Here is a 26359-nt window from a genome sequence, read left to right on the forward strand (position 1 = left end):
CCTGTAAAGCGTGTGGACGATCCACAAAGCAAGGTGGCACCGCGGGTTTTTGATTATGAACTCGTCCTTGACAGTGAATTCTGTTGGGGACGGGTTTTTTGCATTTAAAAATAAATTGCCGGCCGACAGAACCATCATAAAAACAGGAGGAAAAGAAGATGTACAGACCAACTTTAGAAGAAACCAAAAAACTAGCAGATCAGTATAAAGTCATTCCTCTCAGCCGTGAAATTTACGCAGATGTCAAAACTCCTATTGAGGTGCTGAAGATCATCAAAACCGTAAGTCGCCACTGCTATATGCTGGAAAGTCTTGAAAATGCGGAAAAATGGGGCCGATATACCTTTTTAGGTTATGATCCCAAACTGGAGCTCACTTGTACAAATGGAGTTGTGAACCTGAATGCAGGAACAAAAATCACCATTGAAACAAGCCGACCGGGAGAATATATCAAACAAATCATTGAAGAAAACAGAAGCCCAAAGTTTGAGTATCTCCCCACTTTTACAGGCGGGCTTGTAGGATACTTTTCCTATGATTATATCAAATACAGTGAGCCGTCTCTGAATCTCGATGCACAGGATCAGGAAGGATTTCAGGATGTAGATCTCATGCTGTTTGATAAAGTCATCACCTTTGATCATCTAAAACAGAAAATTATCTTAATCGTCAATATTAAAACACAGAACCTGGAAACGGAATATAACAAAGGAATTATGGAATTGGAACACATGGTAAAGCTGATTCGATCAGAAACCCCTCAGGAATCATTACCTGCCAGGATTCGTTCGGAATTCCGGTCTTTATTCAACAAAGAAGAATACTGCTATATGGTAAGTAAGGCAAAGCAGTATATCAAAGAGGGAGATATTTTTCAGGTGGTATTATCCAACCGTCTGGAGGCTGATTTCGAAGGGAGCCTGTTGAATGCCTACCGGATTCTGAGAACCACCAATCCGTCTCCCTACATGTTTTACTTTTCCAGTGACGACATGGAGATTGCGGGGGCCTCTCCGGAAACATTGGTAAAGCTTCAGAATCAAACTCTTTATACGTTCCCCCTGGCAGGGACTAAGCCGAGAGGAAAGACGGAGGAAGAAGACATGGAGTTGGAACGGGAATTGCTTTCGGATCCCAAAGAGCTTGCAGAGCACAATATGCTGGTGGATCTTGGGAGAAACGATCTTGGCAAAATCAGTGTCTTTGGTTCCGTGGAGGTAGAGAAATATCTCACCATAGAGCGCTTTTCCCACGTGATGCATATCGGTTCTACCGTGAAAGGAATCATTCGGGACGATAAAGATGCTCTGGATGCAGTGGACGCCGTGCTGCCGGCGGGAACCCTTTCGGGAGCGCCGAAGCTTCGGGCCTGCGAGATTATCAATGAGTTGGAAAATAATAAACGCGGAATTTACGGCGGAGCCATCGGATATCTGGATTTTACCGGAAATATGGATACCTGCATCGCAATTCGTATCGCCTATAAGAAAAACGGAAAGGTCTTTGTCCGCTCCGGAGCCGGTATTGTAGCAGACAGCGTACCGGAAACAGAATATCAGGAGTGCATCAATAAAGCCCAGGCTGTGGTGAATGCGCTGAAACAATCCCAGGAGGTAATGGACTTATGATTTTACTGATCGATAACTATGATAGCTTTTCTTATAATTTATATCAGCTTATCGGATCCATCCATGAAGATATCAAGGTAATCCGAAATGATGAATATACCCTGGAGGAAATCGAAGCGATGAATCCGGATTCCATCATTCTGTCACCCGGTCCTGGAAAGCCATCGGATGCCGGGGTATGTGTAGAAGCAGCCAGGTATTTTGCAGGGAAAGTGCCCGTATTCGGCGTATGCCTGGGTCATCAGGCCATCTGTGAGGCCTTCGGTGCTGTCGTCTCCTACGCAAAGGAACTTATGCACGGAAAACAATCGGCATTAAAAATAGATACCGGAAGCCCGATCTTTCAGGGGTTGCCGGAAACCATCAAAGGAGCAAGATATCATTCTTTGGCGGCAGCGGAAGAAACCATGCCACAGGAGCTTGCAATCATAGCCAGAACCGATGACGGCGAAATTATGGCCGTAAAGCATAAAGAATATGAAGTATACGGACTGCAATTTCATCCTGAATCCATTCTGACACCGGATGGAAGAAGGATCATGGAAAATTTTTTAGGAGGTGTAAAACAATGATTACAGAAGCAATCTATCAGGCAATCTCCGGGGAAGATCTGGAGTACAATACAGCGAAAATGGCCATGGAAGAAATCATGGAAGGGAGAGCGACCCAGGCTCAGATTGCAGCCTTTCTTACGGCCCTGAGAATGAAAGGGGAGAGTATCAGTGAGATCACTGCCTGTGCGGCGGTTATGAGAGAGAAGGCCCTGCGCATTCAACCCGGCTTTGATGTCATGGATATTGTGGGCACCGGCGGAGACGAAGCCGGAACATTCAATATTTCTACAACGACAGCTTTTGTTGTTTCCGCCGGTGGTATTCCGGTGGCAAAGCATGGCAATCGCGGCGTATCCAGCAGAAGCGGCGCAGCGGATGTACTGGAAAAACTCGGAGTCAATATCAATCTGACTCCGGAACAAAGCGGAAGATTATTGGATGAAATCGGTCTTTGCTTTATGTTTGCGCAAGCCTATCACAGTTCCATGAAATATGCCGCACCGGTACGCCGGGAAATCGGAATCAGAACTATTTTTAATGTACTTGGACCTCTTTCCAATCCTGCCGGTGCAAATCTTCAGATTATGGGTGTTTATGATGAGAAGCTGGTAGAGCCTCTTGCTCAGGTGCTTTCCAATCTCGGAGTGAAAAGAGGGCTGGTGATCCATGGCTCAGACGGCTTGGATGAAGCGACTCTAACCGGTGAAACCAAGGTGATGGAGATTGATAACGGCAACCTGAAAAGCTACCGGATTCTTCCCGAGGAAATAGGATTCCGACCATGCAGGCCGGAAGACCTGTTGGGGGGAGATGCCGCTGACAATGCTGAAATTACGTTAAATATATTAAAAGCGAAAGAAAAGGGGGCAAAGCGCGACATTATCGTGCTGAATGCGGCTATGGCTTTTTATATCGCCGGAAAAGGCGATTCCATTAAAACCTGCATTCCTTTGGCGGAAATGCTTCTTGACAGCGGAGCTGCATTCAATCAACTAGAGAAATTTATGACTCTTTCCAATGGGGTATTATCATGACGGACATTCTCAAAAAAATCGCAGAAAAAACTGCAGAGCGGATAGAAGAAAAAAAACGGGAGCTTCCATTGGCCCAGGTTCGGGCAGAGGCGGAAGCACTTTTTTATAAATCGCATGATCATAAGGATATCATCGGCCGTCCTGAATCTCAGCTATCAAGCATCCTATTTCCTTTTGAAAATGCTTTGAAAGGTGAAGAAATTTCCTTTATTTGTGAGGTGAAAAAAGCATCTCCTTCCAAGGGAATTATAGATGAAGAATTCCCATACCTGAAAATTGCGGCGGAGTATGAGGAAGCCGGCGCCGCGGCCATTTCTGTTCTGACGGAACCTTATTGGTTTTTGGGGAAGGACCGGTATCTGACAGAGATCAGCAAAGAAGTAGGCATTCCGGTTTTAAGAAAGGATTTTACCATAGATCCTTATCAGATTTATGAAGCGAAAGTACTGGGGGCATCGGCGGTTTTGCTGATCTGCGCCCTGCTGGATACCGACAGGTTAAAGGAGTATTTGAATATCGCTCATGGTTTGGGGCTTTCTGCACTGGTGGAGGCTCACCGGGAAGAGGAAGTCGATTCTGCCCTGTCAGCCGGTGCGAGAATCATCGGGGTCAATAACCGAGACCTGAAAACCTTCGAGGTGGATCTTTCCGCCAGCATCAGACTACGCAGCAAGATCCCTGAAAATATTCTCTTTATATCGGAAAGCGGCATCAAAACAGCAGCGGATATCGCACTTCTGAAAGCAAGCAAAGTCAACGGAGTTCTTATCGGAGAAACCTTGATGAGAGGCAGCAATAAGAAAGAGGAGCTGTTCCGGCTGCGGGGTGAAGCGTTATGAACTTAAGGGTGAAGCGTTATGAATTGCGGGGTGGACGTTATGACAATGATTAAAATATGCGGCCTTTTCCGGCAGGAGGATATCGAGTATGTCAATGAGGGCATGCCCGACTACATCGGATTCGTCTTTGCGGAGAGCAAAAGAAAGATCACCAGAGAACAGGCTGAACACTTTCGAAAAAAGCTGCACCCGAATGTAAAAGCAGTTGGGGTTTTTGTGAAGGCACCTATGGATCAGGTAGCACGTTTATTAAATGACAGGATTATTGATATGGCACAATTGCATGGAGGTGAGGATGAAGACTATATCAGGGAACTAAAGAATTTGGCGCCATTTCCGGTCATAAAAGCTGTAAAAGTAGAGTTCCCGAGCGATATCAACGCCGCTTTGAGCACCTCTGCCGACTACCTGCTGCTGGATCATGGAGCCGGAGGAACCGGAACAAGTTTCAACTGGAAACTTATCGAGGATAGCCTTCTGCCGACATCAAGCATTCCGTTTTTTCTTGCCGGGGGCTTATCTCTTGAAAATATTCAAGAGGCAATCAATCTGGTGAATCCATATGCGGTGGATTTGTCCAGTGGTGTGGAAACAGAAGGCAAAAAGGATAAAAATAAAATATTGGAAGTCGTTAGGAGGGTTCGAAATGACGAAAGGTAGATATGGGAAACACGGAGGTCAATATATTCCGGAAACACTGATGAATGAAATGATTCATTTGGAAAAGAGCTATGATTATTACAAAAACGACCCGGAGTTTCAGCGGGAGCTGTCCAAATTGTTGTCTGAATATGCCGGTCGTCCTTCTCTTCTTTACTATGCGGAAAAGATGACCGAGGATCTGGGCGGAGCAAAGATCTATCTCAAAAGAGAAGATCTGAACCATACGGGTTCTCATAAAATAAATAACGTTTTGGGTCAGGTCTTGCTGGCTAAAAAAATGGGTAAAACGAGAATTATTGCAGAAACAGGCGCAGGACAGCACGGAGTGGCCACTGCTACGGCTGCCGCCCTTCTTGGAATGGAATGTGAAATTTTCATGGGGAAGGAGGATACGGACCGCCAGGCGTTGAATGTTTATAGAATGGAGCTTCTGGGTGCGAAAGTACACCCGGTTACAAGCGGTACCATGACACTGAAAGATGCGGTGAACGAGACCATGCGTGAATGGACCGCGAGAGTGCACGATACCCACTATGTTTTGGGTTCGGTTATGGGGCCTCATCCTTTCCCTATGATGGTGCGTGATTTCCAGAAAATCATCGGTAAAGAAGCGAGAGAGCAAATCCTTGAGGAAGCCGGAAAATTGCCGGATGCGGTAGTGGCATGCGTCGGGGGAGGAAGCAATGCCATGGGATTATTCTATCACTTTATTGAAGATAAAGGCGTTCGTCTTATCGGCTGCGAAGCTGCAGGCCACGGGATCGATACGGAGAAACATGCCGCCACCATTGCGAAGGGAAAACCGGGAGTCTTTCACGGCATGAAATCCTATTTCTGCCAGGATGATCATGGTCAGATCGCACCTGTGTACTCTATTTCCGCAGGGCTTGATTACCCGGGTATCGGACCGGAACATGCCTTCCTTCATGATACGGGGAGGGCGGAGTATGTACCGGTGACGGATGATGAAGCTGTGGAAGCCTTTGAGTATCTGGCACGGACAGAGGGGATCATCTGTGCCATTGAAAGCGCACACGCTGTAGCGCATGTAAAAAAGATAGCACCGGAAATGGTAAAAGACCAAATTATCATCATTTGCCTTTCCGGAAGAGGAGATAAGGATGTAGCGGCGATAGCCAGATATAAAGGGGTGAATATTCATGAGTAAGATAGAAAAAGCATTTGAAAAAGGCAAGGCATTCATCGCCTTTCTTACCGGCGGAGATCCGACGCTGGAAAAGAGTGAGGAGTTTATTTTGGAGATGGTCAGAGGCGGTGCTGACCTTATCGAAATCGGCATCCCCTTTTCGGATCCTGTTGCAGAAGGCAGGGTGATTCAGGAGGCAAACATCAGGGCCTTGTCGGCAGGGACGACTACCGACGGCATCTTTCAGCTGGTAGCTTCCGTCAGGAAAAAGACCGATATTCCCTTGGTATTTCTTACCTATTTGAATCCGGTATTTCATTATGGTTATGAAGCTTTCTTTTCCCGATGCTCGGAGCTTGGAGTAGATGGTATCATTATCCCGGATTTGCCCTACGAGGAAAAGGATGAGCTTTTCCATACAGCAAAAGAATATGGGGTAGATCTCATTTCCCTCATTGCCCCCACCTCAGAAGAACGAATCAGGGATATTGCGGCAGAAGCGAGAGGTTTTCTTTATGTGGTGTCCTCCATGGGGGTCACCGGGATGCGCAGCGAAATAAAGACAGATCTGAAAAGCATCCTCCATTCGGCGAAGAAAGCCGGAAACATCCCCGCTGCGGTCGGATTTGGCATCAATACGCCGGATCAGGCGAAGGAGATTGCGCAGTTTGCAGATGGCGTGATCGTTGGCAGCGCCATTGTAAAAATCATTGAGCAGTACGGGCAGGAGGCAGGGCCGTATATCTATGACTATGTAAAAAGCATGAAAGATGCGATTAAGGAGTGATCCCCTATGGTATTAGTATTGTCACCGGAAGCTCCCGAATACAAAATAGCAGATTTGGTGCAAAGGCTGGAAGCGGACGGATTTGCTGCGTTACTGAACAGAAATGGGGAAGAGACGATCCTGTGCCTCATCGGGGACACGGGAAATTTAGACCCGGATGAATTGGCAGAATCCAATGATATCGTTGCTTCTGCAAGGCGGATTCAGGAGCCGTATAAAGCCGTTAACAGGCGGGTGCATCCTCAGGCGACTCTGGTGCAGGCGGGAAATACCTTTATCGGAGAAGGAAGATTTACCGTGATTTCCGGCCCCTGTTCGGTGGAAAGCAGAGAGCAGATTCTGGAAGTGGCAAAGTCTGTGAAAGCCAGCGGCGCAGCCGTTTTAAGAGGAGGTGTTTTTAAGCCCAGAACCTCTCCATACTCCTTCCAGGGTCTTCAGGAGGAAGGACTGGCAATGCTTCTTGAAGCAAAACAGGAAACCGGACTGCCCGTCGTGACGGAAATTATGAATCAGACACAGCTTTCCTTGATGGATTACATTGACATGATCCAGATCGGTGCCCGAAATATGCAGAACTTTGATCTTTTAAGAGAAGTAGGAAAATCCGATAAACCGGTACTGCTGAAAAGAGGCCTGGCAAATACCATCGAAGAGCTGCTGATGAGTGCGGAATATATCCTGTCTGAGGGAAATCAGCAGGTGATTTTATGTGAGAGAGGTATCCGGACTTTTGAAACCATGACAAGAAATACCCTGGATTTGTCCGCTGTACCTTTACTGAAGGAAAAAACCCATTTGCCTGTTATCGTAGATCCCAGCCATGCAGCCGGAATCCGAAGGCTGGTGGCTCCGCTTTCCAAGGCGGCCATTGCTGTCGGTGCAGATGGGTTAATGGTGGAGACCAGCAGCAATCCTTCGGAAGCGCTCTCTGACGGGAAACAGTCGCTGGATTTAAAACAATTCGAAGCGTTAATGATTGATATCAGAAAAAGGGCGGAATTCGAAGGAAAATTAATATAAAAATAGAGTTGTTAAACTATTGACAAATTGTCCATTCCGGTATATGATATAGGCATTGACAATTAATTAACAACCCAATTGATAGTCGATCGCTAACATTCTATTCAAATGGGAAAAGGGACAAAAAAAATAAATATTGGTTAAATTAGATCATTGACAGATTACAGTTTCCTATACTATAATCAAGTCATAAATAATCAGACTTCATTACTGACGGATAATTGTGGGTAACCACAGGGGAATGAATGTCTCAGTTTAGCCGACCGTCTGGGCAATATTTGGTTTTACCGAATGTTGCTCTTTTTTTATTCTCAGATTTGTCATCGTTTCATTTTCAGCAGACAAAGAATAAAAAAGAGCAGGGTGATAAAGCCAGGTATTTTGTGTAAATGGAAGGAGATTGTGATGAATTACGCTGCATGGGAAAATTTTAACGATGGAAACTGGAAACAAGAAATTGATGTAAGGGATTTTATTCAGAAGAATTATACGCCCTATGAGGGAAATGAGGACTTTTTAACGGGAACTACCGAGCGTACTGAAAAACTGTTGGCAAAATTAAATCTCCTGCTTGATCAGGAGAGGGAAAGAGGAGGGGTTCTTGATATTGATACCCAGACAGTCAGCTCCCTTACCAACTATAAGCCTGGATATCTGGACCAGGAGCTTGAGATCATTGTGGGACTTCAGACCGATGCGCCGTTAAAAAGAGGCGTGAATCCCTTCGGCGGAGTCAATATGACCCGCAGGGCATGCGAGGCTTATGGCTATCATCTTTCGGAAAAGGTGGAAAATGAATTCAAGTACAGAACCACCCACAACGACGGAGTATTTCGTGTTTATAATGAGGATATCAAAGCAGCACGTAATTGCGGCATTATCACCGGATTGCCCGACGCCTACGGAAGAGGACGAATCATTGGAGACTATCGGAGAGTGGCTCTTTACGGTGTGGATGTATTGATTGATTTTAAAGAAAAAGACAAGCAGGAGCTGGGAACCCAGGCCATGGATACAGAAACCATCCGTCAACTGGAAGAACTGTTCCAGCAGATCGCTTTTTTAAAGAAGCTAAAAGAGATGGCTGCTCTTTACGGCTTCGATATTTCCAAGCCTGCGGAGGACGCAAAACAAGCGGTTCAATGGCTTTATCTCGGTTATTTGGGCTCTATTAAAGAGCAAAACGGTGCAGCTATGAGCCTGGGGAGAGTCAGCACCTTTTTGGATATTTACATGGAGCGGGATCTGAAAAACGGAATCCTGACGGAACAGGAAGCGCAGGAACTCTTTGATGATTTTGTACTGAAGCTGCGAATGGCCAGGCATTTAAGAACGCCCGAATACAATGAACTATTTGCAGGCGATCCCCTTTGGATTACAGAAGCAGTAGGAGGAATGGGGGAAGACGGAAGAACTCTTGTTACCAAAAGTTCATATCGTTTGCTCCATACGTTATATAACCTGGAACCATCCGCGGAACCAAATCTAACGATACTGTGGTCCAGCGCCCTTCCCGATAACTTCAAACGTTATGTGGCGAAGGTTTCCTGTGATACCGATGCTCTTCAATATGAAAATGATGATGTGATGCGTCCGGGATTCGGGGATGATTATGCAATTGCCTGCTGTGTTTCCGCCATGAAAGTGGGAAAGGACATGCAGTTTTTCGGAGCCAGGGCCAATCTTGCCAAACTGCTGCTGATGAGTCTGAATGGGGGCCGTGATGAAATGAACGGAGAGCAGGTGGCTCCTTATCAAAAGCCTTATGAAGGCGAATATCTGGACTATGACCAAGTTTTGGAATCCATGGCTTTCTATCGTGAATGGCTGGCGAAAACCTATGTAAACGCCATGAATATCATCCATTATATGCATGACAAATATGCCTACGAAAAGACTCAAATGGCTCTCCATGATACTGCAGTACATCGCTTTATGGCCTTTGGCGTAGCCGGAATGTCCGTACTTGCAGATTCCCTTTCCGCAATAAAACATGCCAAGGTCAGAGTCCTCCGGGATCAGACTGGTCTGATTCAGGATTTTGAGACAACCGGTGAGTATCCTGCCTTCGGAAATGATGAGGATGAAGTAGACAGCATTGCCAAAGAACAGGTACGGCTATTTGCAGCGGAACTGAAAAAACAGAAAACTTACAGGGATGCAGAACATACCTTATCGATCCTTACGATCACCTCCAATGTTGTATACGGGAAAAAGACCGGCTCAACGCCTGACGGCAGAAGGTCTGGAGAACCTTTTGCACCAGGGGCCAATCCAATGCATAATCGGGAAAAAAATGGTGCACTGGCCTCATTGAACTCCGTTGCCAAGCTGACTTATGATATCTGTAAGGACGGTATATCCAATACCTTTACCATCGTACCCCAAGCACTAGGCCATACCGCTGAGGAACGTTATGGAAATCTGGTCTCCATCTTAGATGGTTACTTCAGCCAAAATGCCCACCATATCAATGTGAACGTTTTAAATAGGGAAACCTTGATAGAAGCAAGTGAATATCCGGAAAAATATCCGAATCTCACCATCCGTGTTTCCGGCTATGCGGTGAATTTCCATAAGCTGTCCCAAAAACAACAGCAGGAGGTCATTTCAAGAACCTTCCATGAGGCAATGTAATGAAAGGGATTATACATTCTTTTCAGAGTATGGGTGCGGTAGACGGCCCAGGGCTCCGCTATGTCATCTTCATGCAGGGCTGCCCCTTAAGATGTGTTTACTGCCATAATCCTGACACCTGGACTCCGGAGGGCAGGGCGTACAGCGTTGAGGAAGTCTTTCAGAAAATAATGCGCTATCGGGCGTATTTCGGGAAGGAAGGCGGAGTAACCGTTTCAGGGGGAGAACCCCTGCTTCAATGGGAGTTTGTTGCTGCGCTTTTTGCAAAGCTGAAAAATGCCGGCATTCATACTGCTCTGGATACTTCCGGAATCGGCTCTATGGAAGGTGCACGAACTGTTTTGGAAGGAACCGACCTGGTTTTGTGCGATGTCAAGTTTTCCAGTGAGGCAGAATATCAAAAATACTGCAAGGCAGACATGAAAAAGGTACTTTCATTTCTCAGGCTTACGGAAGACATGAAAATTCCTCTATGGATTCGGCATGTGGTGGTTCCGGGACTTACCAACAGAGAAGAATCCTTGGCAGAGATTATGGAAATCTCCGAAGGATTATCGAATTTCAAGAAAATAGAATTCCTGCCGTTTAAAAAGCTTTGTACTGTAAAGTACAAAGCTTTAGGCATCCCTTTTCTCCTGGAACAATGTGATGAATGTCCGGATAGTGCAATAGAAGAGATCCGGCTTAAGTTTGGAGTGTGAGTCTTTCTGCAAGAAGCATACTATTATATCATTGCTTTTCACACGTTACGCAGAGAGCGATAATCAAATTTGCCTTTATTGTGCCGTCCGGGCATAAAATAAGGTCTCTTCCTATGTTATTCGTGGCCAGTCTTGTTTCACAAGCTGGATTGCAGAATTCACTGAAACGTGGTAAGAATGCACTGTTTCTCGTTGAAGGCATGCATAACTCGAAGAAATTAGTCAGTATTAACGGAGTACGGCAATCTGCGATATTTACGTTCGCACAGACCGTGAATACAACCTCTCGGTCGGATCTGTCACTGAGCAGTAAATCCATAGTTACCAGAACGTCGCCGGAAATGGCGATGTTTTGTGTGCCGAATATTGGGGTACCTTTACACTGTTCATCACAGTCATCTGTATCGGCAAAGAGCACCTTTTCGGAAAATGTTCCGTCTGGACCAACAACTTTCACCTCTTCACAGTGCGCATCCTGAATAAACGTGGCACCTGAGATCGTGGTGTTTACATCTAAAGTAAGGTTTGACGGATCTTCCACATTCAGCGGGTTAAAGAACCTCTTGCAGCGAATGTCTATGACTCTTCTCAGCCTGTGACCCTTTGGAATGGCTGGTGAAAAGCATTGATTTGTCACAGTTTTCAGCCCTTGTAGATTAAAAAGAACAGCATCGTATACCTTCTGAACAAAGATGGGCTCAGATACTACGTCCTTTAAATTTCCGCTAAACTCGCAGAGCTGGTTTGCATTGCAGCATTTTTGAAAGAGGTCCGGCGATATGTTGCCACCGAAACAACTCATATATTTCCCTCCTTTAACCGGTCTTTTAATTATTTCTTTTCAAGGTCAGTATATTCACGTTTCAATGTTTGTGTTACTTTACACAAAAAAATATAGATTGCAGAAAGTATAAGATTCTTATTATTTTCTGAGGGTATAATAAACCATAAAGCCGGTTTCATCCGGTTGCTATTTCAATATTCCCGTCGAATTGCAGAGAAAGGTAAGGAAGGTGAATATGATGTCTGAACAAAACAGAAAAGAAATTTATTTAGCCGGCGGCTGTTTCTGGGGACTTCAGAAATTCCTGGATGAAATCTCAGGGGTTCTTGAGACAGAAGTTGGATATGCCAATGGCAGAACTCAGTGTCCGACCTATGAAGCGGTTTGCTATTCCAACACCGGTCATGCTGAAACGGTAAAAGTAATCTACGACTCCGCTGTTTTAAGCCTCACCAGGCTGTTGTCCCTGTACTACAAAGTAATCGATCCTACCGCATTGAACAGACAGGGTCATGATGTGGGAAGCCAGTACCGTACAGGTATTTATTATGTGGATCCTGAGGATCAGCCCGTCATCAGGCAATCCCTGGATCTGCTGCAAAAGGAATATCAAAAGCCCATTGCAGTGGAATTGAAACCATTGGAGAACTATTCCCCGGCTGAAGAATATCATCAAAAATATTTGAATAAAAATCCCGGCGGTTATTGCCACATTGGAGCAGAACACTTTGATTTGGCCAGAAACTCTATCGTTGATCCAATGGACTATCAGGCTGCTTCCGATGGGGAACTGAAGGAGAAGCTCTCCCCATTACAGTATGATGTTACCATGAAGCATGCTACGGAAGCTCCTTATGCCAATGAGTACTGGAATCATTATGAAGAAGGTATCTATGTTGATATTACAACAGGTGAGCCTTTATTCACTTCAAAGGATAAATTTGAGGCCTGCGGCTGGCCGTCTTTTTCAAAACCCATCGATCCGGGAGTGGTGAAGAGCAGAAAAGACAGGTCTCTCGGAATGGTTCGTGATGAAGTGTCAAGCAGAGTGGGAAATGCACATTTGGGACATGTTTTTCAAGACGGTCCGATGGAACTCGGGGGGATGCGATATTGCATTAACAGCGCCTCTCTGCGATTTGTACCAAAGGATAAAATGGCGGAGGAAGGATACGCAAAATATCTTTCCCTTCTGGAGGAATAACCAAAAGAAACGGTTTGATTCATTAGTAAAATTTGCTATAATGTATAATGCTTCAATATAGAAGAAAATGATGCGATCATTTTAAATATGCTATTATTAATGTAGTGGAGAGTAGCAATGCTGCTGAATGGGAAACCTTGCTTTCAGGATTTTGAAGTAATATACAAAGGAAATCGTATATTAGTGAGAAATGAAGGCCAAGAAGGAGAACGCCTTTTTATTAATAGTATCCTGCAGGATCAAAACAAGGGGTCTGATAATGGAAAATTAACAGGCTTTCTTACCGATGCAAACAATAACTCAGAAAGGGTAGAGGTGTATCTCACCGGGTCGGATACTCTGGATTGCTGTATTAATGTTGACGGTATTCAGATTTTCCCTGCTGCTGCGGTAAGAGAACAGACAAAAGACAGCGCTGAAAAAAGGAATTATGCTAAAAATAATCAAGTTCTGCTCTTTGTTATCATTATGATTATTTGTGCCATTACCTTTTTTTCAATGCGGGGGGCCTTTGAAAGTGAATTGCCGCAGAACTTTATTGAGCCTGTGGTATCGGACTCCGATTCGCCGGTCTCATCCGATCCTTCCGGAAATGAATTTGATACCGGCCAGGACATCCCTCAGGAACTGATCGAAAAGAACTTTACCTGGACCTACGGAGACAGGCAGTGGTCTTATATGATGAAAATTCCGAAGTCTGCCTGTGATTTTTACAAAACAGTGGACCGGCAGGAAATCAGTAATTACAGCTATTATGTAAAGGATACGGCAGATGATAAATATCTGGAGGCGCTGGTAGAGGAATTTAAATCAGCAGCAGAAAAAGAAAATTATTCCGAATATGATATCATAAACAATATCATCTGCTTTGTACAGAATTTAAATTACGTCAGCGATATTGTAGGGACCGGATACGATGAATATCCGAAATTTCCTCTGGAAACCCTTGCAGATGAAGGCGGAGACTGCGAAGACAGTGCGATTCTGCTGGCTTCCTTATTAAGGGAACTGGGTTATGATACTGTGCTGATACAGCTCCCGAATCATATGGCAGTCGGCCTCAAGGGAGATGAAAATGTCAGGGGGGTTTACTATGAGGTGGACGGGGTCCGCTACTTTTATATCGAAACAACATCAACCGGGTGGAAAATCGGGGAAGTTCCGGATGAAGTTGAAAATGAAACCGCAAAAATATTATCCTTAAATTAAGAAGGAAAATGGAGTTGCTATGAGATTATTTATTGCAATCAATTTTGATGAAGAAATAAAAAACTATTTGATGAATTTGATAGAAGAGTTCAAACAGTCAGCAGAAAAAGGGAATTTTACGCTGAGAAATAATTTACACCTTACCATGGTCTTTATCGGAGAGGTCAGTACGGATCAATTGGGACTGATAAAATCTGCCATGAATCGGATTAAAGAAGAACCCTTTTCCATAACCATCGGAGGCCTCGGTAAATTTAAAAGAAGAGGCGGAGATATCTATTGGGTAGATGTGGAAAAAAATCAATCCTTAGGGTCTATCAACAGCCTGCTTTCCTCTGAATTGAGAAAGGCAGGCTTTCAAATTGAAGACAGAGAATTTACACCGCATCTGACACTGGGCCGTGAAGTGATACTGAAAACGCATCAGGATATGGAAAAATATAAACAGCTTGCACAGAACAGAGAAATGCAGGTAACAAAAGTAAGCTTGATGAAATCGGAAAGGATCAGCGGAAAGCTTACTTACACGGAGATTTATGCAAAAGATCTGTAAGAAAGGTTTATCAGAGCAGGAACTGTCGGATAAGGAGCTAAGTGAATGAAGAAAATAAGAGAAATCAATTTAGAGTATGGCAGTCCCAGTGTTGATGCGGCATTACGGACCCTGGTGAGCCAGCTTGGAACTTGTAAAGGGCAGGGCTGCAAGGCGGTAGTACTGGTTCATGGATATGGTTCCTCCGGGGTTGGAGGCAGCATTAAAGCCGCGGTACGGAGCAAGCTGCGGGAATCCAGTCTGCAAGGCATCGTCAGGGCCTACTGCGGAGGAGAGCAATGGTTTGAAAGAAAACGGGATTTCATCAATGTCTGCCCGTCTTTGACGGAGGTTCAAAGAAAAATAGATGGGAACCAGGGTGTAACCATAGTCTTGATAAAATGAAAGGAAATTCCTATGGGGTTAGCAATTGTTAAAGGAGATATCACTCTTTTGAAAGTAGATGCCATCGTCAATGCAGCCAATGAGACACTTCTTGGCGGGGGCGGAGTTGATGGCGCTATCCATAGAGCAGCGGGAAAGGAACTGCTGGAAGAATGCAGGACACTGCACGGGTGTAAAACCGGAGAAGCCAAGATTACCAAAGGATATCGGCTTCCCGCCGGATACGTGATACACACCGTAGGGCCCGTCTGGCACGGAGGAAATCAGGGTGAACCGGAGCGTCTGGCAACCTGTTACCGGAGCAGTCTCCGACTGGCGCTGGAGCATAATATAAAAAGCATCGCTTTCCCGGCTATCAGTACCGGCGTTTATGGCTACCCGAAGAAGGAGGCTGCAATCATCGCAGTAAATACAGTGAAAGAATTTTTAAAAGACCACGATATGGAGGTTACTTTTGTTGCTTTCAGTGATCCGGATCAGAAATTATATACTGAAATTCTGAAATAACATATTGATTTTTGCAAAAGCATGGCTGTCATATCGTATAGAAACGAATTTGACATGACCTGGGTTTGACATTACTGTAAAGGTAAGATAAAATAATAAGATATGATTTTTTTACCTAAGGAGAAATAATGATAACTGTAACGAATGTAAGCCTGAATTTCAGCGGCACAACACTATTTAAAGATGTTAATTTAAAGTTTACACCGGGAAACTGCTATGGAATTATCGGTGCAAATGGAGCCGGGAAGTCGACTTTTTTAAGAATTTTATCCGGTGATTTAGAGCCTTCCACAGGGGAAATCAGCATACCGGATCATGTACGCTTGTCTGTTTTAAAGCAGGATCACTTTGCCTATGATGAATTTACGGTACTGGATACCATTATTATGGGAAATGCCAGATTATATGAGATCATGAAAGAAAAGGATGCACTTTATGCAAAGGAAGATTTTAATGATGAAGACGGAATCAAAGCATCAGAATTAGAAGGAGAATTTGCCGAACTCAACGGTTGGGAAGCGGAATCCGATGCCAGCAGACTGGTACAGGGGCTGGGGCTCGGCGTGGACTTCTTATACCGTGACATGAACAGCCTGAACGGTAAGGAAAAGGTTAAGGTGCTTCTCGCTCAAGCGCTCTTTGGAAAGCCTGAAGTAATTTTGCTGGATGAGCCCACCAACCATCTTGACATATTAGCCATTAACTGGCTTGAGGATTTCCTGCTGGATTATGAAGGAACGGTCATCGTCGTATCCCATGACAGACATTTCCTGAATACGGTTTGTACCAATATCGTTGACGTGGATTATGGGAAAATCAGAATGTTCGTGGGCAACTATGAATTCTGGTACGAATCCAGTCAGCTGATTCAGAAAATGATAAAGGACCAGAATAAGAAAAGCGAAGATAAAATCCGTGAGCTGCAGAACTTTATCCAGCGATTTTCCGCAAACAAATCAAAATCCAAACAGGCAACTTCAAGGAAAAAGCTATTGGATAAACTTACGGTTGAGGAGCTTCCCACTTCCTCAAGAAGATATCCGTATGTTGGATTCAATATGGATAGAGAGCCGGGCAAGGAAATTCTGACCGTTGAAGGAATCAGCAAGACCGTTGACGGCGTCAAGGTTTTGGATCAGGTTTCCTTCCGCATGAACAAGGGAGATAAAATAGCTTTTGTCGGAGAAAATGAAATTGCCAATACCACCCTGTTCAAGATTTTGATGGAAGAAATGGAACCGGATGAAGGCACCTTCAAATGGGGGGTCAGCACTTCTCAATCCTATTTCCCGCTGGACAATTCGGCGTTTTTTAACGATTGTGATCTAAATCTGATAAAATGGCTGGGTCAGTTTACGGAGGAAACAACCGAAACCTTCCTGCGAGGCTTCCTCGGAAGAATGCTGTTCTCGGGAGACGATGTTTTCAAACCGGTCAAAGTACTGTCCGGCGGAGAAAAAGTGCGATGCATGCTTTCCAGAATGATGCTTTACGGAGCCAATGTACTGGTGTTGGATCAGCCTACCAACCATCTGGATTTGGAGTCCATTACAGCGGTGAATAACGGCTTGATCGACTTTAAAGGATTGCTTCTCTTTGCCTCCCATGATCATCAGTTTATTCAGACCATTGCAAATAGAATTATTGAGATCCAGGAGGACGGCTCCATTATTGATAAAACCTGTACTTATGAGGAGTTTATCGAAAGCTATCAGAAGGGTAAACAGGAATAAAACCAGAGGAGTTCATAAATCTATGTGAAATATCAGGATAGGGTAAACCTATCCTGTTTTTTTCTATTTACAAATATGATGTGGTATGGTATTATTCTATTATATTATATATTTAGATAATTATCTAAATATATAATCGCATAATCACAGAACCGGATCCTGTAAATATGCTCCACTTAAAGGGAGGTGAAGCCTTGTCAAATCAAAATAGCGTATTCAAAGCGCTGTCAGATCCCAGCAGAAGAAAGATTCTCATGCTTTTAAAAGACCGGGATATGACGGCAGGTGAAATCGCCGATCAATTTAATATATCAAAACCAAGTATCAGTCATCACTTAAATTTGTTAAAACAGGCAAATCTGGTGATTGATGAACGGAGTGGGCAGAATATTTACTACTCCTTGAATACTACGGTTTTTCAGGAGCTGTTAAGTTTTTTTCTGAATTTCATTGAAAAAGAGGAGGTTGATGATAACCATGATTAACATAAAAAAAGATTGGCCGATTTGGATCATCCTATTGATTCCGATCATCATTGCCGTTTTCGTGTATCCCTATATGCCGGATCAGGTTCCGATGCATTGGAATATTAACGGGGAGGTTGACAATTACGGATCGAAAACAGTTGGAACATTTATGATGCCACTGATGAATGCAGGCCTTTATTTTCTGTTTATTCTGCTGCCAAAGCTGGATCCAAGGAAAGAAAACTATCAGAAATTTCTGGGTTCCTATCAGATTATCAGGTATGCAGTCCATGTCTTTATGGCTTTGATGTTTCTTCTCGTAGTGGCTGCCTCTTTGGGATACGCGGTAGATATCGGCCTTTGGGTTTCCGTAGGTGTTGATGTCTTGTTCATTATCATGGGCAATATTATGGGGAGGGTAAGACATAACTATTTTGTAGGCTTCCGACTCCCGTGGACTTTGGCAAATGAAGAAGTCTGGAGAAAAACACATCAGACCGGAGCCAAGGCTATGGTTCTGGGCGGGGTGCTGGCCCTTATCGGAGTGCTTTTAACAGAAAATAATCTTCGCTTCATCATTCTCATGTCAGGAATATTTATCCCAATTATTTTCATCAGTGTGTATTCTTATGTTCTGTTCAGAAAAAGTTTAACCAGATAGAAAATAAATTAATTAAACATCGCGGTAAAGAAATGAATAAAGCTGCCGGAGTAAAAAGCAAATGAAAAAGACCCTATGGATCCAGCCTGTTGTAGGCTTCCATAGGGTCGAATCGTTTATAGAAGGGAATTCTTTTCCTAATACGGAAGCTGGTACTCACTCATGGATTTCTTTTGTTTTAACATTCCATAGAATACATCCCATACCTTTTCTTCACTCTGACTGAACTGCCAGCACGCAGCACCGGCAAGGTTGTATTTCGAGACCAGATTCAAACGGTTGGAGATGGATCTGGAATCCTCAATCCAGATTTTGCTGGTGTCGGTGCCGTTAGGGTATTCAACATAGTATTGCTTTTCCTTGTCAAGCCAAACCGGAGTGAGCTTCTTTGACGCTATCGTACTGCGTACCGCGGGCATGTTTGCTGCGGGGTTGGAAACAATCTTTCCGGTACTGTCAACAGTCCAAATTCTTGTATATAGGGGGACTCCCATCAAGAGCTTTGAAGCTGGAACCTCCTTCAGGGTTGCCTGAATTGCTTCTTCCACCCAGGGCAGCGATGCAATGGAGCCGGCTGCAGGACTTCCCGCGTAATGCTCATCATAGGTCATCACTACCAGGTAATCGACATATTTGGCAAGGGCGCTCCGGTCGTATTCGATAGTCCATGGTCTTGGAATCAGGGTATCGATGGAAAGGACGAGCCCCTGTCTTTCGGTATAGTTGCGCATCAACGCTGTAAAGGCTACCAATCCTGCAGCATCGCTGTCTGATACGTCTTCGTAGTCGATATTGATACCATCCGCATCATAAAGGCAGGAATAAAAAATATATTGTGCTACCGATTTATTTAACAGGCCGCTGTTGTTAAAGGTTTTAGTTGTAAAAGCGGTAGAACCTTTGGTTGACATATTATTAGTTATGGTAGCCCAGACCATATAGCCTCTTGCATGGGCATCGTCGGTATACCCCTTATCCCCGTTGTTTTCCACGCTGCCGTCACCGTTGGTGATCAGATCGAACCAGGTAGGGGAGAGTACATCCAGTCCTTTGTACTTAGAGGCTGGGCAGCTTGGTGTTACCGTAGCAACATAATCCCAGGCCACGCTGAGTTTTTCCGTACCTCTTTTATATTTTGTTTTTTTCGGAGCATAAAAGTCCAGCTTGGAAAGATCAATCTCCGATATGGTTACAAAATCTTTTAATACATATGCATTGACATCGTTTTCAGTGGTAATCTTATAATAATTATCTGTTTCTCCTGTTATATAGACTGTTTCATGATTGGCAAGATCTATACTGTTTCCCCCACCGTTCACCAAGGACGTTACGGCCTTTACATTGCTCTGGTTAACCCTGGCGATCTTATCGGAGCCGGAGTAGGCACGCATACGTATGGTTTTACCCGATATTGAATAACTGAGCTTGAAAAACTGTTCCGTTGTATTGAGAGGAAAATAGAGTGCATCTTGGATCTTTCGCAGAGGAATGTACACGTTACCGGCATAGGTTTTTACAAAATTAGTCGTAGTGTCATCGGCCATCATGATGTTTTGCGCCGACAGGTTAATGACGAGTTTTTGACCGGCTTGATCCACAGTTATACCGGGATTCTTGGCGTATGTCCCTATCAAGGAAACAGGCAGATACGGTGTATTGTTGATATAATACCCCGTTTGTCCGATGGATTTGTTGTTGACGTAGAGCTGATATGCATCCGCATCTGCACCGAAAGAAAACCAATTCATCGTAATTCCTTCCAGAAGTGCAGTAACGAGCAGACACAGGACCATAAACCCCAATAACATCTTTTTTTTCATCCGAATTTCCTCTCTTGCCACTTTCTTTTTTGCTTTTGCATAAGTTGAATTTTTTTATACATTATATACTATACAGAAAAAGTTTTCTATGGTTTAATAGTAAAGATATCATTACGACTGTGTTACAAAACGAACAGTTGAGAGAAAAAGTATCTGATTCAGAAGATCAATTACGGATAAGGAGCAATATCATTTATGAAAAGCACCCTACTTAAGGTCTTCTGTGCAATTGCAGTTATAGCCCTTGTTACAGCGGTAATTATAACGGAAGACAATTATGCAGAAAGACTGGCAGCAGAAGATGCGAACGCAAAAACAAATGAAAAGATCAAAGTCGTTCAGGATGAACAATCATCGGTAATGCAAAAAAGGCTTGCAGCAGAGGAAGAAAAAAAGCGGGAACTGGCAACTTATACACTCCGAATCGACAGTTTGAAGACCAATGAGTTTACCAATAAAGTAGACGGATACCGTATCTTGGTTCCAAAGAGTATGGAAGTCGACATGAGTATTTCCGGGGTTCGTGCCTCGCTGGAAAACAAGGAGCAGCGTATCGAGATCTACAGACAGAAGATTGAGAAAACTACCGGTTCCGGAATCATCAGCTATGTCAGATATTCCAATCGATTTATCGAAAATAAGATCGATCATAAAAGAGAAATCGAGGATACCATTCATGTGGACGGCAGAGAAATGTACGTTCTGCAATGGTCAAGAAAGCCATTGGAGCGGATACCCAACGATAAATGCTATTATGCATCGGTTGAGATTCCTTTGAATAAAGAAGAGGTGATTACTTTTTTATTTAAAAGCAGTGTACCTTTTGAAAATATGGACTATTTAAAAGTGGTCAGAACCTTTGAAGAAAGAGAAAAAACGGAAGCTCCGTTTACGAAAAAGAAAAAAATCATTGACAATAGAACGTGGGATCAACGTACTGCCGAAACCTTTGAAGCTTATTTTGGAGAGGACAGTAAACTGCAGTGGGGCATTTTTGAAACAAAAGCTCCCCTGGATTTTACAGATCTGAAGGAAATCGAATCCAGGGTGGATTTTCGTTTCCCGGTAATCCTCTATTATACGGGCTTTATTGAAGATGCCGGGCAGCATCCTCGGCTTGCTGCAGCTCTGAAAAATGCAGGAGAAGAAGGAAGGCTGGTGGAGCTCACCCTCCAGACCCTAGAACCGGAAAATTCTAAACGGAACATGGTTTACGAGGTTTTGGACGGTAAATATGACACCTATTTGAAGAATTATGCAAAAGATGTGGCAGAATCGGATTATCCTGTGCTTTTTCGGCTTGGAAATGAAATGAATGGTGACTGGTGTGTCTATTCTTCCTATCATACCGCAAAGGATACGGAAATCTATAAGGCCTTTTATCGTTATATCTATCAGATATTTCAGAAAGAAGGGGCAGATAACGTTATTTGGGTATGGAATCCCAACGGAAAGTCTTTTCCTGATTTCAAATGGAATGACGAGCTTTGCTATTATCCCGGAGACGAATACGTGGATGTTGTAGGCATGACAAGCTACAATACGGGCACTTACTATGAAGGGGAGACCTGGTTGGAATTTGATCATATGTATGATGCCTTGTATGAAAAATATATCAATGTATATGAGAAACCTCTCATGATTACGGAGTTTTCCTCCAGCAGTGTAGGCGGAGATAAAGAAGCCTGGGTAGACAACATGTTCCGCCATATCACAAAGTATGACCGGATTAAAATTGCCATCTGGTGGGATGGCTGCGATTGGGATGCCAAGGGAAATATTGCCAGACCTTATTTTATCGATGAAACGGAAGAATTGATTGAAGTTTTCAAAAGAAATCTGGCTCAATTCAAAGCCCGGTAATGGTTAAGCTTTCTTAAAACTTGAAGTCTTTTCCATGTGAAGATTCCATGAATTTATACGCTCTTTTCTTGAATCTCGGCAGAAAATGTAATATAATGTCGGAGTTATTATTTAGGACGGGAGCGTATTTATGTTTGATAAATTATCCAAAAAAGGAATAGAATTCTTAATGGCATTTCGTAATGAATACGGAGTGCTTGCTTTATTTGCAAGTGCGGCAGTGGTTTTGAAGCTGCTGTTTTTTTATCGGCTCATCGGTGTAGAGGCTAATTTTATTCTGGTATGGCTGATTACCTGCCTTTTTACCTATTTACTCTTTTCTTCAATAAAGAACAAATGGATACCGGCAGTGATTTATCTCCTGCTCACCATACTGATGCTGTGCGATGTAACCTACAGCAGCTTTTTCAACCGGTATTTATCCGTGAATATGCTGGGCGCTGCCGGCGTATTAGGGGATATTACCGAAAGCATAAAAGAGGTGCTGAAGCCGAAATTTTTTCTGTTGCTGGCTGACAGTATCCTGATATTTGCAGCGTTGTTTGCAAGAAAGATGAAAAAAGAAGAAAATGCGGATTTAGATTCCTTGGAATCAACTCCTGACAGTGACCGCTCAGTTTTAGAAGCTATTGATTTGGAATGTTTCAATTCAGAAAAGACTAATTTAGAAAATATTGATTTGGAATGTGCTTCTGAGACTGGGGAGATTGTATTTATAACCGATTTTGATCAATTGGAAGAATTGGAGGAAAAAGAAGCTGCAGAAGCGACAGAAACCATAAATAAAGCAGAAGAATTTTCAAATCAGGAACAATGCACATCGGTACCTGTACAGAATGAAGCGGAGCAGGACGATCTCCTGAAAAATTCGGTCAATAGACGGACAAGATCCAAAAGGAGAAAACAGCAGAAGAATCTGAAACAAAAGACCCTTCTTTGGATGAGGCAGCATAAGCGGCCTTTAACCGGGGTTCTGCTGCTGCTGGTTCTTACTTTTAATATATCGGGGAGTTATTTAATCACTTCCATTTCCAATCAGGAAATTTACAGCTATCACTTGAAAGACATTATGGGAGCCGTCACCGGCAACAGCTCCAATATAGGAGCGAATTATATGTATGATTTTACAGATAGTTATCAAACGGAGAAAAACGGACCTCTTTTTGGGGTGGCAAAGAATAAGAATCTCATCGTCATTCAAATAGAATCCTTGCAGAACTTTGTAATCAACAGGGAGTACAACGGACAGGAGATTACTCCGAATTTAAATCAGCTCTTGAAAGAAAACACGATTTATTTTGATAATTATTATCAGCAGATTGGCAGCGGCAATACCTCGGATGCGGAATTTGCAACCAATAACTCAATCTACGGAACCCTGTCAAGTTTTACCTATAAGCTTTACGATCATAATTACTTTAGAGGTCTTCCTGTTCTGCTGAAGGAACAAGGATATGAATCGGCAGTTTATCATGCCCACGAGGACAGAAACTTCTGGAATCGGCAAGACGCTTATTCGGCAATAGGATTTGATACCTATGTAGGAGGTATCGAGGGTTCTGATAAGGGACAGTATGATATGACGGAATGGATGGGCTGGGGTCTGACGGACTCCGAATTCTTCCAGCAGACTATGGAATATTTGAAGAAAATGCCTGAGCCCTTTTACAGCTTTATCATTACTTTGTCCAATCACCACCCCTATATCATGATGGATAAATATAACTTTATTGATATTTTGCCTGAGGATAAGGATACTATCGTCGGCAACTACATTAACAGCGCTGCATACACGGATTATGCCCTTGGCCAACTTTTTCAGCAGCTGAAGGACGAAGGACTTTATGAAAATTCTATCATTGCACTTTATGGTGACCATATGGGTCTGACAAAAACCGATGAAGAAATCCATAAATCCATGTCTAAGATTTTGGGTAAAGACTATGATTTCGACACCATGATGAATATACCTCTGATTATTTCAGTTCCGGGAGCGGAGCAGAATATACAGCAAACCGTAAGCGTGTCCGGAGGACAGCTTGATTTTCTGCCTACCATTGCATACCTGATGGGATTTGATTCCTTGGATACAATCTATTTGGGACATAATCTCCTGACCATTGATTCGGGATTTGTAGCAGAGCAAACCTATATGACCAAAGGTTCTTTTTTCCAGGACGATATTGTATATGAAATGTCGCGGGACGGAGTCTTTGAAAACGGAAGAGCCTGGAATAAAAAAACAGGTGAGTCCGTACCGGTAAAAGACTGTTATGAGGGCTATCTTCGATCGATGGGGTTAATCAATACCTCCGAGTATATGCTGAAAAATGATGTACTCAGAAAGGTCTATTTAGAAGGGCAGGATACGTTAAGCGCCTTCTCCCATTCCTCCTCCATAGAATACCCGGATGAGATTGCACTTGCAGGAGCTCCGGATATGAATCTGCTGGGAACCAACTCCCTGGAGGCATTGAATGCGTCTTATGAAGCGGGATACCGAAATCTGAAAGTACAGGTCTGCTGGACCGAGGATAAAGAAGCGGTTCTGCTAAGTACTTGGAAGGAATTAAGTCGTTATTTTGATACGGATAAGAGTTCGGAAGTGACACTGGAAGTATTCCACAACCTGAACATGGTAAATGGCTTGACTTCCATGGACTTTCTGGATCTCATCTCTTGGGTCAGGGAACACCCCGATGCTACCATATTGGCAGAGGTGGAGCGCAGCCCCGACTATTTTATGAAATGTATGGAGAGCTATGCCGGAAGCATTTTGAATCAATTTATCGTAGAAGTGCCGGGAATCGTTGAATACTCCGGATTGTACAATAGCATATTAAATGTGGATACGGGCGGAAATACCGCAGAGCAGATTATCGAATACATCCAGATGAATCAGGTACCTTCGATTGTCATGTCAAGAGAATCTGCTGCAGGCATTTACAAAAAAGTTCTGGATAAGGCGGATTGCGAGACGTACATAGTAGATAACAATACCGGAATTATAACAAAAACAAGCTTGTAATGCCTCCCACAAAAAAAGACAGAAGAAAGCTTCCAATCCAGATCAGGATGGCGGTAACGGCTTTCTGCTCTTTAAACAGGATCATTTGTGAAGCAAAACAAGGTACAAAGAGGGTCAGCACAATGAGCGTCACGAGAATTTCAGGCTGAGTAAAGCTTCCGTTATTGACCATGGAGTAGAAACCTGCCGCACCCAGATCCCTCTTGATGATGCTCAGTATGAATAAATTCGTAGCATTTTCAGGAAGATTAAGAAAACCCGAGGTGATGGGAGCAAACCACTCTCTTAACTTCATAAAACCATCATAATAATCCAATAAGGATATGGCAATACTGCCTAAGAAGAAGGTTGGACCTGCATCCTGCAGAAAATCCACAGCTTCCCGGGCAGTTTTTTTTATGATTTTCCCTAGATCAGGCATTCGTAAAGATGGGGTTTCCAATGAAATGGAAGGTATTTTTCCCGGAAGCAGTAAATTTAATAAGAAGCCGAGAAGATAAAATACGGCAAGAACAATTCCAAAGTAAAGCAGCATATAATTCCAATCAAGGAGGAAGGAAAGTGCAAAAATCACGGCCACTTGCGCAGAACAGGGAACCGCGATAGACAGAAGCACCGATGCAATCAGTCTTTCTCTCTTGGTTCCCAGAGTTCCGGCAGAGACCAGAGCTACCGTTACGCAGCCGAAACCCAGGGTCAGCGGGAGGATGGAGTTGCCGCTGAGTCCAATTCGCCTCAGCGGTCGATCCAAGCATTTGGCGATCCGGGGCATGATACAGGAATCCACAAGTAAATGCCTGAGAAAATAAAAACCCGCAACGAGAGGCAGGAGTAAACCGAATAAAAAGATCGGAGTCATGGTTAAAATCCCATAGTCTCCGATTAAAATATTGCCCCAGAAGCTGTCCACATCAAAGAAGGGCCTTACGAATCCTATAATAAAGCTCAGATAAGTTTTTTCCAGCCACATATGGTTATCCTGACTCCTTTGCCTGAATTTTCTTTATAAAAATGGGAATTAATGATATAATGAACGCATGAATCATCTTGGATTCTTGGGATATGATACAATATATGTGTCTGTATCTAAAAATATATTTGAAGGCTTTTTAAATAAAGATTTTGAACAAGCTGAA

General features: G+C 43.6%; 23 protein-coding genes and 1 riboswitch. Of the genes, 20 read left to right on the top strand and 3 right to left on the bottom strand.

Annotated elements, in window-relative coordinates; genetic code table 11:
* Positions 1-158 precede the first annotated feature (158 nt).
* The 10 genes from trpE to pflA all read left to right on the top strand — a co-directional run bounded on the left by trpE (position 159) and on the right by pflA (position 11010).
* Positions 159-1628 (top strand): anthranilate synthase component I, encoded by a 1470-nt coding sequence (trpE, locus tag KCX82_RS19200; RefSeq protein WP_227020109.1) that lies wholly within the window; start codon positions 159-161, stop codon positions 1626-1628.
* Positions 1625-2200: an anthranilate synthase component II gene (locus KCX82_RS19205; RefSeq protein ID WP_227020110.1), complete on the top strand. Its 576-nt coding sequence runs from the start codon at positions 1625-1627 to the stop codon at positions 2198-2200. Before trpE ends, KCX82_RS19205 begins: the two co-directional genes overlap by 4 nt.
* Entirely contained in the window at positions 2197-3216 is a 1020-nt protein-coding gene (trpD, locus tag KCX82_RS19210; protein WP_227020111.1) for an anthranilate phosphoribosyltransferase, read from the top strand. Before KCX82_RS19205 ends, trpD begins: the two co-directional genes overlap by 4 nt.
* Positions 3213-4055 carry an indole-3-glycerol phosphate synthase TrpC gene (gene trpC, locus KCX82_RS19215; RefSeq protein ID WP_227020112.1) on the top strand — a complete coding sequence of 281 codons (843 nt, stop codon included), beginning with the start codon at positions 3213-3215 and terminating at the stop codon, positions 4053-4055. Before trpD ends, trpC begins: the two co-directional genes overlap by 4 nt.
* A 39-nt stretch (positions 4056-4094) precedes the next feature.
* A complete protein-coding gene (locus KCX82_RS19220; RefSeq protein WP_227020113.1) occupies positions 4095-4715 on the top strand; it encodes a phosphoribosylanthranilate isomerase in 621 nt (206 codons plus the stop codon).
* Positions 4702-5886, top strand: a complete 1185-nt coding sequence (gene trpB, locus KCX82_RS19225; protein WP_227020114.1) for a tryptophan synthase subunit beta — start codon at positions 4702-4704, stop codon at positions 5884-5886. The genes KCX82_RS19220 and trpB overlap by 14 nt, the downstream gene beginning before the upstream one ends.
* Entirely contained in the window at positions 5879-6652 is a 774-nt protein-coding gene (trpA, locus tag KCX82_RS19230) for a tryptophan synthase subunit alpha (RefSeq protein WP_227020115.1), read from the top strand. The genes trpB and trpA overlap by 8 nt, the downstream gene beginning before the upstream one ends.
* A gap of 6 nt (positions 6653-6658) precedes the next feature.
* A complete protein-coding gene (aroF, locus tag KCX82_RS19235) occupies positions 6659-7672 on the top strand; it encodes a 3-deoxy-7-phosphoheptulonate synthase (protein ID WP_227020116.1) in 1014 nt (337 codons plus the stop codon).
* Positions 7673-7869: 197 nt separating this feature from the next.
* Positions 7870-7952: riboswitch (ZMP/ZTP riboswitch) on the top strand.
* 125 nt (positions 7953-8077) lie between these two features.
* A complete protein-coding gene (gene pflB, locus KCX82_RS19240) occupies positions 8078-10309 on the top strand; it encodes a formate C-acetyltransferase (protein WP_227020117.1) in 2232 nt (743 codons plus the stop codon).
* Complete coding sequence (pflA, locus tag KCX82_RS19245) at positions 10309-11010, top strand: pyruvate formate-lyase-activating protein (protein WP_227020118.1); 702 nt, start codon at positions 10309-10311, stop codon at positions 11008-11010. The genes pflB and pflA overlap by 1 nt, the downstream gene beginning before the upstream one ends.
* Before the next feature lie 28 nt (positions 11011-11038).
* Here the strand turns inward: pflA and KCX82_RS19250 are convergent, their stop codons facing one another.
* On the bottom strand, positions 11039-11812 hold the full coding sequence (locus tag KCX82_RS19250) for a hypothetical protein (protein WP_227020119.1): 774 nt from the start codon (positions 11810-11812) through the stop codon (positions 11039-11041).
* Positions 11813-12029: 217 nt separating this feature from the next.
* Here KCX82_RS19250 and msrB point away from each other — a divergent pair, with 217 nt between their 5' ends.
* From msrB to KCX82_RS19290, 8 genes are all read left to right on the top strand, one after another.
* Entirely contained in the window at positions 12030-12998 is a 969-nt protein-coding gene (msrB, locus tag KCX82_RS19255; protein WP_227020120.1) for a peptide-methionine (R)-S-oxide reductase MsrB, read from the top strand.
* A 183-nt stretch (positions 12999-13181) separates the two neighbouring features.
* On the top strand, positions 13182-14207 hold the full coding sequence (locus KCX82_RS19260; protein ID WP_227020121.1) for a transglutaminase-like domain-containing protein: 1026 nt from the start codon (positions 13182-13184) through the stop codon (positions 14205-14207).
* Positions 14208-14226: 19 nt separating this feature from the next.
* Positions 14227-14760: an RNA 2',3'-cyclic phosphodiesterase gene (gene thpR / locus KCX82_RS19265; RefSeq protein WP_227020122.1), complete on the top strand. Its 534-nt coding sequence runs from the start codon at positions 14227-14229 to the stop codon at positions 14758-14760.
* Between the two features lie 45 nt (positions 14761-14805).
* Positions 14806-15144 carry a Smr/MutS family protein gene (locus KCX82_RS19270; RefSeq protein WP_227020123.1) on the top strand — a complete coding sequence of 113 codons (339 nt, stop codon included), beginning with the start codon at positions 14806-14808 and terminating at the stop codon, positions 15142-15144.
* Between the two features lie 12 nt (positions 15145-15156).
* Positions 15157-15651, top strand: a complete 495-nt coding sequence (locus KCX82_RS19275) for an O-acetyl-ADP-ribose deacetylase (protein WP_227020124.1) — start codon at positions 15157-15159, stop codon at positions 15649-15651.
* 128 nt (positions 15652-15779) lie between these two features.
* Positions 15780-17384, top strand: coding sequence for an ABC-F family ATP-binding cassette domain-containing protein (locus KCX82_RS19280; protein WP_227020125.1), 1605 nt, complete (start codon positions 15780-15782; stop codon positions 17382-17384).
* Positions 17385-17578: 194 nt separating this feature from the next.
* Positions 17579-17869: an autorepressor SdpR family transcription factor gene (locus KCX82_RS19285; RefSeq protein WP_227020126.1), complete on the top strand. Its 291-nt coding sequence runs from the start codon at positions 17579-17581 to the stop codon at positions 17867-17869.
* On the top strand, positions 17862-18512 hold the full coding sequence (locus KCX82_RS19290; RefSeq protein ID WP_227020127.1) for an SdpI family protein: 651 nt from the start codon (positions 17862-17864) through the stop codon (positions 18510-18512). The genes KCX82_RS19285 and KCX82_RS19290 overlap by 8 nt, the downstream gene beginning before the upstream one ends.
* 137 nt (positions 18513-18649) lie before the next feature.
* Here the strand turns inward: KCX82_RS19290 and KCX82_RS19295 are convergent, their stop codons facing one another.
* Positions 18650-20332: a glycosyl hydrolase family 18 protein gene (locus tag KCX82_RS19295; RefSeq protein ID WP_227020128.1), complete on the bottom strand. Its 1683-nt coding sequence runs from the start codon at positions 20330-20332 to the stop codon at positions 18650-18652.
* A 195-nt stretch (positions 20333-20527) separates the two neighbouring features.
* Here KCX82_RS19295 and KCX82_RS19300 point away from each other — a divergent pair, with 195 nt between their 5' ends.
* Together KCX82_RS19300 and KCX82_RS19305 are read left to right on the top strand one after the other, a co-directional pair.
* Positions 20528-22195, top strand: a complete 1668-nt coding sequence (locus tag KCX82_RS19300) for a glycoside hydrolase family 26 protein (protein ID WP_227020129.1) — start codon at positions 20528-20530, stop codon at positions 22193-22195.
* 130 nt (positions 22196-22325) lie between these two features.
* Positions 22326-25223, top strand: coding sequence for a sulfatase-like hydrolase/transferase (locus KCX82_RS19305; protein ID WP_227020130.1), 2898 nt, complete (start codon positions 22326-22328; stop codon positions 25221-25223).
* Here KCX82_RS19305 and KCX82_RS19310 read toward each other — a convergent pair.
* Entirely contained in the window at positions 25201-26193 is a 993-nt protein-coding gene (locus tag KCX82_RS19310; protein WP_227020131.1) for a nucleoside recognition domain-containing protein, read from the bottom strand. The two genes, KCX82_RS19305 and KCX82_RS19310, sit on opposite strands and share 23 nt — an antisense overlap.
* Between the last annotated feature and the right edge of the window lie 166 nt (positions 26194-26359).

Origin of the sequence: Sinanaerobacter chloroacetimidivorans (assembly GCF_018128545.1) — a bacterium.
Lineage (GTDB): Bacteria > Bacillota > Clostridia > Peptostreptococcales > Anaerovoracaceae > Sinanaerobacter > Sinanaerobacter chloroacetimidivorans.